Annotated in this window: 13 protein-coding genes; 2 read left to right on the forward strand and 11 right to left on the reverse strand. The window is 74.5% G+C overall.

Annotation, left to right across the window (positions count from 1 at the left end):
• Positions 1 to 128 precede the first annotated feature (128 nt).
• The 3 genes from ACFO4E_RS27345 to ACFO4E_RS27355 all read right to left on the reverse strand — a co-directional run bounded on the left by ACFO4E_RS27345 (position 129) and on the right by ACFO4E_RS27355 (position 4536).
• Complete coding sequence (locus tag ACFO4E_RS27345; protein WP_378579757.1) at positions 129 to 1259, reverse strand: peptidoglycan recognition protein family protein; 1131 nt, start codon at positions 1257 to 1259, stop codon at positions 129 to 131.
• 345 nt (positions 1260 to 1604) lie between these two features.
• On the reverse strand, positions 1605 to 3005 hold the full coding sequence (locus tag ACFO4E_RS27350) for an FAD-binding oxidoreductase (RefSeq protein ID WP_378579717.1): 1401 nt from the start codon (positions 3003 to 3005) through the stop codon (positions 1605 to 1607).
• A 619-nt stretch (positions 3006 to 3624) separates the two neighbouring features.
• Positions 3625 to 4536 (reverse strand): DUF2382 domain-containing protein, encoded by a 912-nt coding sequence (locus tag ACFO4E_RS27355; RefSeq protein ID WP_378579719.1) that lies wholly within the window; start codon positions 4534 to 4536, stop codon positions 3625 to 3627.
• Between the two features lie 287 nt (positions 4537 to 4823).
• Here ACFO4E_RS27355 and ACFO4E_RS27360 point away from each other — a divergent pair, with 287 nt between their 5' ends.
• Positions 4824 to 5579 carry a sulfite exporter TauE/SafE family protein gene (locus ACFO4E_RS27360; protein ID WP_378579720.1) on the forward strand — a complete coding sequence of 252 codons (756 nt, stop codon included), beginning with the start codon at positions 4824 to 4826 and terminating at the stop codon, positions 5577 to 5579.
• Between the two features lie 55 nt (positions 5580 to 5634).
• On the opposite strand, the gene ACFO4E_RS27365 is transcribed toward ACFO4E_RS27360, so the two are convergent.
• Positions 5635 to 6153: a lytic polysaccharide monooxygenase auxiliary activity family 9 protein gene (locus ACFO4E_RS27365; RefSeq protein ID WP_378579721.1), complete on the reverse strand. Its 519-nt coding sequence runs from the start codon at positions 6151 to 6153 to the stop codon at positions 5635 to 5637.
• Positions 6154 to 6850: 697 nt separating this feature from the next.
• Here ACFO4E_RS27365 and ACFO4E_RS27370 point away from each other — a divergent pair.
• Entirely contained in the window at positions 6851 to 7288 is a 438-nt protein-coding gene (locus ACFO4E_RS27370) for an STAS domain-containing protein (protein ID WP_378579723.1), read from the forward strand.
• A 19-nt stretch (positions 7289 to 7307) separates the two neighbouring features.
• Here ACFO4E_RS27370 and ACFO4E_RS27375 read toward each other — a convergent pair whose 3' ends face one another.
• The 7 genes from ACFO4E_RS27375 to ACFO4E_RS27405 all read right to left on the reverse strand — a co-directional run bounded on the left by ACFO4E_RS27375 (position 7308) and on the right by ACFO4E_RS27405 (position 13066).
• Positions 7308 to 7808 (reverse strand): 2-thiouracil desulfurase family protein, encoded by a 501-nt coding sequence (locus ACFO4E_RS27375; RefSeq protein WP_378579727.1) that lies wholly within the window; start codon positions 7806 to 7808, stop codon positions 7308 to 7310.
• A 173-nt stretch (positions 7809 to 7981) separates the two neighbouring features.
• Positions 7982 to 8347 (reverse strand): hypothetical protein, encoded by a 366-nt coding sequence (locus ACFO4E_RS27380; RefSeq protein ID WP_378579730.1) that lies wholly within the window; start codon positions 8345 to 8347, stop codon positions 7982 to 7984.
• Between the two features lie 39 nt (positions 8348 to 8386).
• Positions 8387 to 9817 (reverse strand): ribosome biogenesis GTPase Der, encoded by a 1431-nt coding sequence (gene der / locus ACFO4E_RS27385; RefSeq protein WP_378579733.1) that lies wholly within the window; start codon positions 9815 to 9817, stop codon positions 8387 to 8389.
• A 103-nt stretch (positions 9818 to 9920) separates the two neighbouring features.
• Positions 9921 to 10634, reverse strand: a complete 714-nt coding sequence (cmk, locus tag ACFO4E_RS27390; RefSeq protein WP_378579759.1) for a (d)CMP kinase — start codon at positions 10632 to 10634, stop codon at positions 9921 to 9923.
• Positions 10635 to 10715: 81 nt separating this feature from the next.
• On the reverse strand, positions 10716 to 11834 hold the full coding sequence (locus ACFO4E_RS27395) for a prephenate dehydrogenase (RefSeq protein WP_378579737.1): 1119 nt from the start codon (positions 11832 to 11834) through the stop codon (positions 10716 to 10718).
• Between the two features lie 102 nt (positions 11835 to 11936).
• Positions 11937 to 12299, reverse strand: coding sequence for a chorismate mutase (gene aroH / locus ACFO4E_RS27400; protein ID WP_378579739.1), 363 nt, complete (start codon positions 12297 to 12299; stop codon positions 11937 to 11939).
• Between the two features lie 56 nt (positions 12300 to 12355).
• Entirely contained in the window at positions 12356 to 13066 is a 711-nt protein-coding gene (locus ACFO4E_RS27405; RefSeq protein WP_378579740.1) for a pseudouridine synthase, read from the reverse strand.
• Between the last annotated feature and the right edge of the window lie 656 nt (positions 13067 to 13722).

Consider the following 13722-nt stretch of genomic DNA (forward strand, 5'->3'; position numbering starts at 1 on the left):
GGCCGCGGCGCTCGGCGCCGTGCGACCGGGATCACCCTAACCGCGCCGGTCCCGCCGGGTGGGCGGCGCCGGCCGACGGAATGCCACTCGCCGCCCATCGCGCGCCCACCCTCGGACTCCCCTCGGCCCTACCCGATGATCGCGGCGACGCGGTCGCGCACCTCGTCGAAGTTCTCGGCGAAGGTGTTGCCGGGGCACTCGGTGTCCAGCCAGTCGCGGTGCCGGGAGATCCCCTGCACCGTGATGGTCTGGTCGTTGACGGGGTTCACGTAGTCCACGTCGTCGGTCGGGTGCACCCCGGTGTACGCGCACAGCACCGACAGCACCTCCACCAGGCTGTCCTGCGCCGCCTGTGCGGGCAGCGCCTCGGTGAAGTCGCCGAGCAGGCAGATCCCGATGTTGCCGGAGTTGAACCCGGCGACGTGGCCGGCCGTCACCGGGCGGGCACCGGTCCCGTCCGGCGGGCCGTCGAACACCGGGATGTCGTCCTCGCCCGAGTGGCGGCCCTCGTACACATTGCCGTCGGGGTCGATGAGCAGGTGGTAGCCGATGTCGCCCCACGCCTGCTCGACCGCGTGCAGCTGGTACACGGCGCGGACGGCCGCGGCGGGGTCGTCGCCGACGGCCATGGCGGTGTGGTGCACGGTGATCGTCTGCACCGGGTAGAACTCGGCCGGCCACAGGTCGTTGCCGTCCTCGTCGAACCGCAGCGACTCGTCCGCACCCCAGCCGGCGCGGGTCAGGAACCGGATGCCGGAGCCCTCCGCTCGGGTGGACTCCGGTGCCCGCAGCGTCCCGGTCTCGGGGCCCGAGGCCGGCACGCCCTCGCCGTCGCGGGTGTTGATGGCGGTGGCGGCGGCGTCGGCGCCGTCGGTCCGCACCTCGTAGCCGACGGTGCCCTCCGGGACGGCCACCACCGCGGCCGGGGCCGCGGCGACGTCGTCGCGCGCGTGCTCACCGAAGTGGACGGGCTGCCACGAGGTGTCCCCCGACTCGTCCGTGAACCCGATCCGGGCGCCGGGCTCGGCCCCTTCGGTGAGCCGGACCGCGACGTGGTCGAACCGGATGTCGGGGCGGACCGGCCCGGAGCCGGGCGACGCGGACTCCGCGAGGGTGCGCGGGAACTCCCCGGCGGTTCCGGAGGCCGACGCGGGAGTGGCCGCCGTGGGACCGCGGTCGAGCGCGGCCTTGCCGGCGAGAGCGAGGCCGGCGACTCCGACCGTCGCCGCGCCGGCCGCCATGAATCGGCGTCGTTTCAGCATGGGTGTGCTCCAAGGGGATCGGGTACAAGGGGTCCCCCGCCGACCTGGATGCGGATCCGGTCCGCCGTCGGCCGCGGCCGGGAGGGCCGGCGGGCCGATCGCCGCGGCGGCGACGATCATGGCGACCCTAGCGGAACCCGCCGCGGCAACGGGCGCCCGGCCCACGCGCGTGAACCGCCCGGGCGGTCCGGCGCGTTAACGGAGAGGCGGGTACGCGCGGCGGCCCCGCACCCGAGGCCCGGCGGCACCGCCGGCCTGGGCCGTCCCGCCCGGGCGGCCGAACCGGCGCACCGCGGCCGGCGGCCGCGGGACCGCCGCGCGTGTCCGGTTCCGGCCCCGCCGTCAGCGGCTCCCGGCCGCCTCCCGCGGCATCACGGCGCAGGGGTTCAATATCCCCGCGGGGTCCAGGGCCGCCTTCACCGACGCGTGCAGGTCCATGCCCACGGGCCCCTGCTCGACGGCGAGCCACCCGCTCTTCAGCCGGCCGACACCGTGCTCCCCGGTGATGGTGCCGCCCAGGTGCAGCGCCCGCTCGGTGATCTCGTCGAACGCGCCGCGCGCCGCGGCCCGGGCGGCGGGGTCGGCGTCGTCGAAGACGATCGTGGGGTGCAGGTTGCCGTCGCCCGCGTGCCCGAACACCCCGATGGTCAGGCCCGAGCGCGCGGCGACCTCCTCGACGAACGCGATCAGCTCCGCGATCCGGGAGCGCGGCACCGACACATCGTCCAGCAGCCAGTCACCCAAACGCTCCAGCGCGGGGAGGGCGAGCCGGCGGGCCTCCAGCAGCATCGCCCCCTCGGCCCGGTCCGCGCTGATGGCGACGTCGACGGCCCCGTGCCGTTCGCACAGGTGCTCCACACGGGCCAGGACCTCGGCGGCGTCGGGATCGTCGCTCTGGATCAGCAACAGCGCGTGCACCTCGTCGCCGAGCCCCATCCCCGACATCGCGTCGACCGCGCGCACCGTCGTGCGGTCGAGGATCTCCATCATCGAGGGGGTGAGGCCGTCCTCGACGACGGCGGTGACGGCGCGGCCCGCGTCGGGCAGCGCCGCGAAGGACGCCACGAGCGTGTGGGCGGGCCGGGGCGCCGGGACCAGGCGCACGGTCACCTCCGTGATCACCCCGAGCGTGCCCTCCGAACCGACGAAGAGGCGGGTGAGGTCGTACCCGGCGACCCCCTTGACCGTGCGCCGGCCGGTCCGGACGACGCGGCCGTCGGCGAGGACCACTTCCAGGCCGAGGACGAAGTCGCCGGTCACGCCGTATTTGACGCAGCACATGCCGCCCGCGTTGGTCGCGACGTTGCCGCCGATCGTGGCGAACTCGACGCTGCCGGGATCGGGCGGGTAGGCGAGTCCGGCGCCGCTCGCGCGCTCCCGGAGCGCGGCGGTGACGACCCCGGGCTGGACGACCGCCAGCCGGTTCGCGGGGTCGACCTCCAGGATGGCGTCCATCCGGTGGAGGCTGAGGACGACGGAATCAGCGGTGGCGTTGGCCGCCCCGCTCAGGCCGCTGCCCGCGCCGCGCGGCACCACGGGGACGCCGTGCCGGTGCAGGGCGGTCATGGCGGTCGCGACCTCGGCCGTCGTGCGGGGTGCGAGCATCGCCGCGGGCGTCTCGGACGGGGTGAACTGCGACTGGTCGCGGGCGTAGCCGGCGAGGATGTCGGGGTCGGTGGTGGCGATCTCCGCGGGCAGTTCCGCGAGGGCCGCCCGCGCCCGGGCGGTGGCAGAGGGATTCATCCCCCTACCTTCGCACGCGCATCCGCGCGGAGTCCGATGACCGCCCCCAGGAGCCGCGGCCGCGCGGGCCCGGAGTCACGGTCCCCGGCGCGTTGTGGCCGGGCGAGGGAGCGGCGGCCGGTGGCCGGTCGACGCGTCCCGCTCGGCGACCGGGGATCCCTGCTCGGCGAACCGTGAACCTCGCCATCGCCGATGGGGTGCGTCGTCCTCATCGAACTCCCTACGGCATCCGCTATCCGCGGATCCGCCGCGAAAACCCCTCCGGCGGCCGTCGAACATCCGTGGAGAAAACGGGCAACGGAAGGGCTTCCGACCCTTCCGCGCCCAGCTCACCCGGGCACACACCCCGGAGGCAGAGGGCAACGGAAGGGCTTCCGGCCCCTCCGCGCCCAGCTCAGCAGGGAGGATACGACCCCGCCACGACCGCGGGGCCAGAGGGCAACGGAGGGGCTTCCGGCCCCTCCGCGCCCAGCTCACCCGGGCACACACCCCGGAGGCAGAGGGCAACGGAAGGGCTTCCGGCCCCTCCGCGCCCAGCTCAGCAGGGAGGATACGACCCCGCCACGACCGCGGGGCCAGAGGGCAACGGAAGGGCTTCCGGCCCCTCCGCGCCCCGTCTTCAGGCGCCGGGAGGCGGCGGCGGTGGAGGGGGCGGGCCGGGCTCGTCGTCGCGCCGTTCGCGGGAGCCCTCCATGCCCGGCTCCATGTCGCGGTCGACGTCGATGCGCTCCTTGCGGATGTCGCCCTCGACGCTCTCCTCCTCGGTGACCGTCTCCTTGGTGATGCGCACCTTCTCGACCGGCACCGTCTCCCTGGAGATCATCGGCTTCTCGGCGTGCAGGACGAACTCGTCGTCCTCCTCCTCGATCCGGCCGCTGGCGTCCGCCGCGCGGTCGGCGTCGCTGATGGGGACGTGCTCGATGCGCAGTTCCTCGTGGGAGACGGGGACGTCCTGCTGGAAGTGCTCGGACTCCACGGTCTTGCGCACGTGGGCGCGTCCGCTCTCGGTGCTCTCCACGCCGATGTGGGCGCGCTCCTCCGAGCGGATGACCGTGACGTCCTCGGCGTTGTCCATTCCGGACTCGGCGTCGGCCGCACCGATGTCCATGTCGGTGTCCAGGCGCTCGCGATCGGCGATGTCCGCGCTGGTCGGCGCGGTGTCGGCCGCACCGCCGGGATCCGTGGCGAAGTCGCCCTCCGCGGCGGCCCGGGGACCCGGCACCTTCACACCGTAGTGCTCGTAGAGCCGGTTCTCCTCGTCCATCGACAGGTGCTGCTCGGCATCGAACTGGGGGGCGTCCTTGATCGTCTCGCGGTCGAAGGGGACGGTCAGGTCGTCCTCAGTGATGCGCGCCCCTTGGAGGGGGACGAAGCTGTGCCGGTGGCCGAGCATCCCGATCTGCACGGACACCCACTTGGGCGAGTCCGTCTCGTCGTCGAAGTAGACCTGCTCGATCTTGCCGACGTTGTGGCCCTCCTCGTCCAGCAGCCTATGGCCGATGAACTCCTGCGCTGAGCGCTGTGGCGCCATCAGGCATCAACTCCCCGAATCGTTCTCCCACCCGAAGGCGGATTCCGACCGGACCGGCATGCCGTCTCCGTGTGAGCCCGGTATGCCGAACGGGCTACCCGGCGTCCACCCCGGATCACGGGTTTGACCGGACCCGCGCCGAGATATCACCCGCGCTTGACCTGCCGGGGGCCACCCCGGCGCATCGGCGCCGGGCGCCCTGGAGGAGACTGGACCCCGATGATCTCCCGCGACCGCGCCCCCGATACCCGCACCCGCCGCTCCGGCCCGCCCGCCGCCATGCCGCTGTGATCCTGGGCCCGTGGGAGCTGGCGCTCCTCGTCGTGGCGGGGGTCGGCGCCGGCCTGACCGGCAGCATCGCCGGGCTGGCGTCGCTGGTCTCCTATCCGGCGCTGCTGGCCGTGGGGCTGCCGCCGGTCGCCGCCAACGTGACCAACACCGTGTCCCTGACCGGATCGACGCTCGGCGCCGTGATGGGGTCGCGCCCCGAACTGACGGGCCAGTGGGGGCGGCTGCGCCGCCTCTGCCTGATCACCGCGACGGGCGGCGCCGCGGGCGGGGCCCTGATGCTGTCCACTCCCCCGGAGCTCTTCCAGAGCATCGTGCCCTGGCTCATCGGCGGGGCGTCGATCATGCTCCTCTTCGGCCAGCGGCTGCGTGCGGCCCTGTCCCACCGCGGAGGCGACGGGATCGGGCCCGTCACAGGGGTCGCCGCCTTCGCGGTGGCCGTCTACGGCGGGTACTTCGGCGCCGCGGCCGGGGTGCTGATGCTCGCGCTGCTGTCCACGGTGTGGTCGCAGTCCCTGGCGCGGACGAACGCGGCCAAGAACATCGCCACCGGGTCGGCGAACCTCATCGCGGCCGCGGTGTTCGCCGCCATCGGCCCGGTCCACTGGCCGGCCGCCACCGCCCTGTGCGCGGGGTCGCTGGTGGGCGCGTGGATCGGGCCGTGGCTGGTGCGGCGGCTGCCGGCCGCGCCGCTGCGCTACGCGATCTGCGCGGCCGGCCTGGCCCTGGCCGTGCACCTGTCCGTCCAGGGCTGACGCCTCCGGGACCGGACGGGGGCCGCCTCGGGCGGACGGCCCCCGGACGCGGGCCTCAGCCGACGTTGACGTCGATGCAGGCGTAGAAGGCGTTGGCGGTGTCGTAGACGTTCCACACCGCGAGGATCTTCTGCTGGCCGCTGAGTCCGCTGAGGCTGACGTTGTGGGTCACCGTGGAGGGCGGCTGGGCACCGCCGTCGTCGAAGCTGGCGAGGCGCCGGCCACCGGCGAAGTACTCCCAGGTGCTGGTGCGGTGGTTGGCGGTGATGGTCCAGGTGAAGTTCATCGATCCGCTGACGGGGTGGACCCGCCAGCCCTTGGAGTCGTCGTCCAGCTCGGAGAACCGGCCGTTGCCGCCGCTGCAGCTCGTCAGGCCCTTGGGGCCCTCGACGCTCTGCGGCTCCCACTGGATGTCGCCGCAGGGCACCGTCCGCGCCGCGCACTGGGCCTGGCGGCTGGCGGGCGAGGAGACGTAGCCGTGGGCGTTGGCGGTCCCGGCGGGCAGGAGGGCGAAGACGAAGGGGGCGAGGGCCACGCCGGCCGCGGCGGAGAGGAGTTTCCGTCTGATGGTCATGTCCAGGTCCTTCGGATAGCACCGCGCCGGCCGTCGGGGGGATCGCACGGCGGAGGAGCGCGGCGAGGGGGAGCGGGGAGCGCGGGGACGGCCCGGAATCCGTGTCCGCCAGTGCGGTCTAGACCGTAATTCGGGCCTCACGGCCGGTCAAGGGTGCGCTTTCCTCCGCCCCCGCCCCGACCAGCGCAAAAACACGTCGGTGCCGCGCGGCCGCCGGTCCGCCCCGGAGCCCCCGGTACTGCCCGGGGCCCGCGGCCGGGGATCCGCTGAACTGGCTCTCGCCGCCGCGCCCGACCGGGCGGTCTGCTCCGCCGCCGCCCCGGCCGGATGCGCGGCGCGTTGTGCAGTGCACAATCCGTAAGCATCCCCTGGCCATCAGGCCACACTTTTTCCGGTCTCCCCCGCGCGGCACGCGCGGTCCGGCAGGCGATCCTGTCGCCGGCGGCAGTGTCGCCGACGGCCGGCAGGCGTAGAATGCAGGGACCCGGAACGACGACATCCCGATCCCGAGGTGTGCCCGCCACGCCGGACCACGGCCACGGGGGTGCCATGACGACTCCGCACCTCCCCCGCACACCTTCGCCCGCAGGCGCGGCCCCCGCGGTCCGCCCCCGTCCGTTCCGGGACCCCGCACGCCGCCGTGCCGCCTTCGGCACGCCCCGTGCCCTTTCCTGTCCGCGGACGATCGGAGCCCTGGATGACCACCGTGTTCGGCCCCTCCCGGCGTGTGGGCGCCCCTGAGGTCGGTGTCGCCACCGTACGGCGGCCCGCGCACACCCTCCTCCACCTCGAAGGCGAGATCGACATCGCCACCGCGCCGGCCCTGCGCGAGCGCCTGCTCGGCGCGCTGCGCCCCGGGACCCCTCTGGCGGTCATCGACATGGGCGGGGTGTCCTTCTGCGGGGCCGCCGGGGTCGCCGTCCTGGTCGACGTCCGCCACCGGGCGATCGTCCTCGGCATCCCGCTGCGGCTGATCGGCCTGCGCGCGCAGGTGGCGCGCATCCTGCACCTCACCGGCCTCGATCAGGGCTTCGAGATCCACCCGACCCTGCGGGCGGCACTGGCCGGCGGCACCGAGGCCCGCAGGCGCAAGGCGCGCCGCGTGCGCGGGGGCCGCGACACGGTGACCGCCTGAGCCGCACCGGGCTCCCGGGTCACCCGGCGGGTTCGAGGCCGCGCAGGCGGGCGTCCGCCGCCGCGAGATCCGCCTCGGTGAAGACCGCCACCCCCGCGTCGAGCAGCAGCCGGGCCGTCACGCCCGGCCCCTCCACCGTGGCGCCGGCGAACCCGCCGTCGTAGACCCGGTGCAGGCCGCACGACGGGCTCGACTCCTTCAGCACCGCCACCCGGACCCCGTGGGCGCGGGCGGTCGCCACCGCGGCGCGGGCACCGGCGACGAAGAACGCCGTGACGTCGTCACCGGCGGGTGTGCGGATGGCCGCGCGCCCGTCCAGGACCGCACGGGCGCCCGCCGCGCCCTCGATCTCGGCCGGGGGGCGCGGCACCGGCAGCCCGCCCGCGACCTCGGGGCAGAACACCACGAGGCGGCGCTCGGCGCGCCACCGGGCGAGGATCTCGTCGTCCACGGTCTTGGCGCGGCCGTCGTAACGCACCCGCCGCCCCATCAGGCAGGCGCTGACCAGGACTCTGTGCATCAGGCCGCTTCCGCCCGGGGCTCCCCGGAGCGGGTCCGCAGGTAGGCCGCAAGGGCGCAGGCCCCGGTGATCCAGCCGGTGAGCAGCCCGCCCGCCGCGGATTCCGGGAAGGAGGAGGACCCCTCCGCAACGGCGGTGGCCTGGAACGCCGGCAGGGACGGGTCGCCCTCGCCTCACGAGAAGTCCGCCCTCGGCTCGCCGGGCAGGGGCGCGTAGGCGAAGAACCCCTCGGAATCGGACCAGCCCGCCCCCGTCCACCCCATCTGCCCGGCCGCCAGGCCCGTGACCGCCTCGCCGGCCGCAGCGGCGAGCACGAATCCGCCCCAGCACAGGACCAGCACCACGCCGCCCGCCCGGCGCGGGTCGAGCCCCGGCAGCAGCAGGTGGACCGCCACCCCGAACAGGACCACCGTGGCCGCGGCGCCGATGACGTCGGCGAGCAGCAGGAACCCGCCGCCGAAGACCACTCCGGCGGCGGCGATGAGCCCCGCGGGGACCAGGGCGGCCAGCGAAACGATCATGCGGCGGCGGGGATTCATGGCGGGGACTCTACCGACTTCCGCCGACGCCGCGCGACCTCACCGGTTCCAGTCGGGGCGCACACTGCCCTTGGACGCCCGGGTCCCGCCCTTCTTCTCCCGGATGCGCATGCTGATCTTCACCGGGCTGCCCTCGAACCCGAAGTCCTCGCGCAGCCGCCGCTCCACGAAGCGCCGGTAGTTGTCCTCAAGGAACCCGGTGGTGAACAGGATGAAGTGCGGCGGGCGGGCGGATGCCTGCGTCGCGAACAGGATCTTGGGCTGCCGGCCGCCGCGCACGGGCGGCGGCGTGGCCGCCACCAGCTCCTTGAGCCAGTTGTTCAGCCGCCCCGTGGAGATGCGGGTGTCCCAGCTCGCCAGGCCGGTCTCGATCGCCGGGACCAGCTTGTCCATGTGCCGGCCGGTCTTGGCGGAGATGTTGACCCGCGGCGCCCACGACACCCGCGCCAGCTGCCGGTCGATCTCCTTCTCCAGGTAGTAGCGGCGCTCCTCATCGAGGGTGTCCCACTTGTTGAACGCCAGCACCAGCGCCCGTCCGGACTCCACGACCTGTTCCACGACGCGGATGTCCTGCTCGGCCAGCGGCGCGCTGACGTCCATCAGCACCACCGCGACCTCGGCCCGGTCCAGCGCCGCCGACGTCCGCACGGTCGCGTAGTAGTCGGCCCCCTGGAGATTGCGGAACTTGCGCCGGATGCCGGCGGTGTCGATGAACTTCCAGGTCTGACCGCCCAGGTCGATCAGCTCGTCCACGGCGTCGCGGGTGGTCCCGGCGACGGAGTCGACGACCACCCGGTCCTCGCCGGCGACCCGGTTGAGCAGGCTCGACTTGCCGACGTTGGGTCGACCCACCAGCGCCACCCGGCGCGGCCCGTCGTCGTCGGAATCGGACTCCCCGGCCGCTGCCGAGGCCGGCAGCGCCGCGCGGACCGCGTCGAGCAGGTCGCCCGTACCGCGCCCGTGCAGGGCGCTGATGGGGTACGGCTCGCCCACCCCGAGGTTCCACAGCACCAGGGCATCGGTCTCCTGGAGCTGGCCGTCGACCTTGTTGGCCGCCAGCACCACGGGCCGGCGGGTCGCGCGCAGCACCCGCGTGACGGCCTCGTCGGCGTCGGTGATGCCGACCGTCGCGTCGACGACGAACAGGATGACGTCGGCGGTCTGCGCGGCGTACTCCGCCTGGCGGGCCACCATCGCGGCGAGCCCGCTGACGCTGGTCTCCCACCCCCCGGTGTCGACGAGGGTGAACTCCCGGTCCTGCCAGGAGGCGTCGTAGGCGACCCGGTCGCGGGTCACGCCCGGGACGTCCTCCACGACCGCCTCACGGCGCCCGATGATGCGGTTGACCAGCGATGACTTACCGACGTTGGGCCGCCCCACGACGGCGACGACCGGCTTGACCGCGATGTCGGTGTCGGCCGCGCCGCCCTCTGCGGGCACGCCGATACCGGTGGTGGTGTTGTCTTCCATGACCTCTAATCCCGGATACGGAGTCCCCACGCGCCCAGGATGCGTGCCGCGGGGACCGATTCGTCCCGCGCCCTGCGGGGCACGGGCGCGCTCGGCTCGAGCGCTACAGCGCGGCGGACCCCTCGCGGGCCGCCGCCTCGTCGACCAGCTTGACCACGATCGCCACGACCTCGTCGAGCGTCAGGCCGGAGGTCTCCAGTTCCAGGGAGTCCTCGGTCCGGGTCAGCGGCGAAGCGGCTCTGCTGGAGTCGAGCAGGTCGCGGCGCGCCAGGTCGGCCTGGGTCGCCGCGATGTCGGTGGTCCGCACCTCGCGGCTGCGCCGCTGGGCGCGGGCCTCGGCGCTGGCGGTGAGGTAGAGCTTGACCGGCGCGTCAGGGGCGACGACGGTCGTGATGTCGCGCCCCTCGACGACGATGCCCGGCGCCCCGCGCCGCGCCTCGGCGATGACCGCGCGCTGGAGCGCGACCAGCCGCTCCCTGACCCGCGGAACGGCACTGACCGCGCTGACACTGGCCGTGACCTCGCGGCTCCTGATCTCCCGGGCCACGTCCACGCCGTCCACCCGGACGGTGGGGGCGGTCGGATCGGTGCCCATCGTGACGACCGGGCGCGATGCCGCCGCCGCGACGGCTGCCGCGTCGTCCACATCGACCTCGTGGTGGAGCATCCACCACGTCACGGCCCGGTACATCGCCCCTGTGTCGAGATACCGCAGGCCGCGCTCAGTGGCGACGCCCCTGGCCGTGCTGGACTTGCCCGACCCGGAGGGACCGTCGATGGCGATGACGATGCCCTCAGCGTTGCCCTGCGCGCTCACGTGGTTCTCTCCCCCAGGGGTGGAATTCCATCTCATCTCAACGATCCAGCCTACCGCCGCGCGAAAGCCGCCCGGCCCGCCTCAGGCATGGACCGAGAACCCCCGGTCGGCCAGCGCCCGCGAGAGCGCGCGCAGCGCCCCGGGGAGCACGGAGAGCTGGGCCACACCCACCGGAAGCCCCGGCGAGTGGTCGATGCGGACGTCCTCGATGTTGACCCCCGCCTCGCCGGCCGCGGCGAACAGCCGCCCCAGGGCGTTGGGCTCATCGGGGATCACCACCGGCAGCACCGCGTAATCGGGCACGCTCGCCGCCCCGTGCTTGCCGGGAATCCGGTCGCGGCCGCGCCGGCCCCGGTCCAGCAGGCCGTGCACCGCGGGCTCCCCGGGCGCCCCGCCGCGCAGGGCGGCCGCGGCATCGGCGAGGTCGGCGGAGATCTCCTCCAGCACCCCGGCCACCGGCGCGGGGTTGTGGCGCAGGATCTCCAGCCACAGGCCGGGGTCGCCGCCCGCGATCCGGGTGACATCGCGCACACCCTGGCCCGCGAGGGCCAGCGTCGCATCGTCCCCGCCCAGCAGCCGCGCCGCGACCGCCGACGCCGCCACATGGGGGGCGTGGGAGACCAGGGCCACCGCATGGTCGTGCGCGGCCGCGTCCAGGGTCACCGGCTCGGCGCCGCACATCCGCGCCAGCCGGGCCACCGCGGCGACCGCCAAGGGGTCGGCCTTGCCGGTCGGGCACAGCGCCCACGAGCGCCCCAGGAACAGATCCGACCGCGCCGCGCTGGGCCCCTGCTTCTCCCGGCCGCCCATGGGGTGGCCGGGGACGAACGTCGCGAGGTCGCAGCCCAGCCGCTCCGCCTCCGCGACCACGCTGGACTTGACGCTCGCGGCATCGGTGTAGACGTGCGCCGCGCCCCTGTCCTGGAGCTCGCGCAGCACACCGGGGATCGCGGCCGGCGGCGCGGCGATCACCGCGACGTCGGCCGGCGCCCCGGGCGCCGCCGGATCGATCGGATCGCCCGCCCCCAGGTCGGCGGCGAGCCGCAGGCTCGCGGCATCGGGGTCGGTGAGCCGCACGCGCACGCCGTGCTCGCGCAACGCCATGGCGATCGAGGTACCGATCAGCCCGGCACCCGCCACGATGACGTCATCGACACCGCCGCGGAGGTCCCCCGCCTCCCCTGCGCTGGACGTGGCCATGTCTCTCCTGTCGGTCCCGGTCTCGGAAATGGGCGGTGCGCGGGGGGAGACGCACCGGCGGGGTGGGGCGTCGCAGCGCCCCACCCCGCCTGACCGCGGTCGTCACTGCGCGATGTCCAGGCGCAACGCCTGAGCCCCGCGCAGATAGACGTGCTGAAGCTCGGCGCGCGGCCGATCGGTCTCGATGTGCGCCATGAGCCGCACCACGCGCGGCAGCGCGTGCGGCACGGAAATCTCGGAGGCGCAGATCAGCGGCACGTCGGTGAAGCCCAGCTTGCGCGCCGCCAGCGCCGGGAACTCCGACGTGAGGTCCGGCGTGGCGGTGAACAGCACGCTGATCACGTCGTCGGTCGTCAGCTCGTTGCGCCGCACGACCTCGGAGACCAGCTCCGCGGTGGCCTCCAGGACGAGATCGCGCTCGTCCGCGTCGACCTGCACCGCACCCCGGATCGCTCGTACTGCCACTGTGAGACCGTCCCTTCGGCTACATCAGGCGCCGGCCGGGCCGCCCCGGCCGGACTTCACATCCCCGCGGCAGTGTAGAGCTCGCTGACCTCGCGCGAGGTCAACGCGCGCATCGTGCCCGGCTTGAGCGCGTTCAGGTCGATCGGGCCGACCTGGGTGCGCGCGAGGTCGGACACGGGGTGGCCGACGGCGTCGAGCAGCCGCCGCACGATGTGCTTGCGCCCCTCGTGCAGCCGCACCTCGACCAGCGCCTTGGGGTCGACGTTGTCGACCACGCGGAAGGAGTCGACCTCGACGGGGCCGTCCTCCAGCTCGACCCCGGCCCGCACCGTACGGATGACCTCGCGCGACACCGGACCCGGCACCTTCGCGATGTAGGTCTTGACGACCTTGTAGCGCGGGTGGGTGAGCCGGTTGGCGAGCTCGCCGTCATTGGTGAGCAGGATCAGGCCCTCGGACTCGGTGTCGAGGCGGCCGACGTGGAACAGGCGCTCCTCGGTCTGGCCCGCGTAATCGGCCAGGGTCGGGCGCCCCTCGGGGTCGGACATGGTGCTGACGACCCCGCGCGGCTTGTTCAGGGCGAAGTACAGCAGATCGGGCGAGGTGGCGACGCGCATGTCGTCGACCCGGATCTCCGACTTCTCGGGGTCGACCCGGGCGCCGAACCGGCGCACGACCTGCCCGTCGACCGAAACCCGGCCCTCGGCGATGAGCTCCTCGCTGGCCCGCCGGCTGGCGACGCCGGCCTGCGCCAGCGCCTTCTGCAACCGGATCCCGCCGGGGACGTCGGTGTAGGAGTCGCGCTGCTCGTCCTTGCGGTCCTCGTCACGCGGGTCGAACTCGGAGCGCAGCGTGTTCAGCCGCGCCCGCGCCGTGGGCGAGAGGTCGCGCTCGGCACGGCCGCCGCCCCGGGGAACCCGGCTGTCGCGGTGGTCGCGCGCCTTGCCCGCGCCGCCACCGGTACGGGGACGCCGGTCCCCCCGGTCGTCACGCCGGGGCCCGCCCCGGTCATCACGGCCGCCCGAGCGGTACGAGGGCCGGTCATCACGACCACCGGAACGCTGCGCGCCCCGCTCCCCCCGGTCGTCCCGCCGGGGCCCGCCCCGGTCATCACGGCCGCCCGAGCGGTACGAGGGCCGGTCGTCCCGCCCACCGGAACGCTGCGCGCCCCGGTCCCCCCGGTCGTCACGCCGGGGCCCGCCCCGGTCATCACGGCCGCCGGAACGGTACGAGGGCCGGTCGTCCCGCCCACCGGAACGCTGCGCGCCCCGGTCCCCCCGGTCGTCACGGCGGAACCCGCCGCGGTCATCACGGCCACCGGACCGGTACGCCGGCCGGTCACGGTCATCACGCCGGAACGAGCCCTGGTCATCGCGGTCACCACGGTCGTCACGCCGGGGCCCACCGCGGTCGTCACGGCCGC

The sequence above is a fragment of the Nocardiopsis mangrovi genome, assembly GCF_042653925.1.
Lineage (GTDB): Bacteria > Actinomycetota > Actinomycetes > Streptosporangiales > Streptosporangiaceae > Nocardiopsis_B > Nocardiopsis_B mangrovi.

Coding starts and splice junctions, on each gene's coding strand:
- ACFO4E_RS27395 (WP_378579737.1), bottom strand. CDS start 11,834: ATGGCCACGTCCAGCGCAGGGGAGGCGGGGGACCTCCGCGGCGGTGTC.
- der (WP_378579733.1), bottom strand. CDS start 9,817: ATGGAAGACAACACCACCACCGGTATCGGCGTGCCCGCAGAGGGCGGC.
- ACFO4E_RS27350 (WP_378579717.1), bottom strand. CDS start 3,005: ATGAATCCCTCTGCCACCGCCCGGGCGCGGGCGGCCCTCGCGGAACTG.
- ACFO4E_RS27365 (WP_378579721.1), bottom strand. CDS start 6,153: ATGACCATCAGACGGAAACTCCTCTCCGCCGCGGCCGGCGTGGCCCTC.
- ACFO4E_RS27375 (WP_378579727.1), bottom strand. CDS start 7,808: ATGCACAGAGTCCTGGTCAGCGCCTGCCTGATGGGGCGGCGGGTGCGT.
- ACFO4E_RS27370 (WP_378579723.1), top strand. CDS start 6,851: ATGACCACCGTGTTCGGCCCCTCCCGGCGTGTGGGCGCCCCTGAGGTC.
- ACFO4E_RS27380 (WP_378579730.1), bottom strand. CDS start 8,347: ATGAATCCCCGCCGCCGCATGATCGTTTCGCTGGCCGCCCTGGTCCCC.
- ACFO4E_RS27355 (WP_378579719.1), bottom strand. CDS start 4,536: ATGGCGCCACAGCGCTCAGCGCAGGAGTTCATCGGCCATAGGCTGCTG.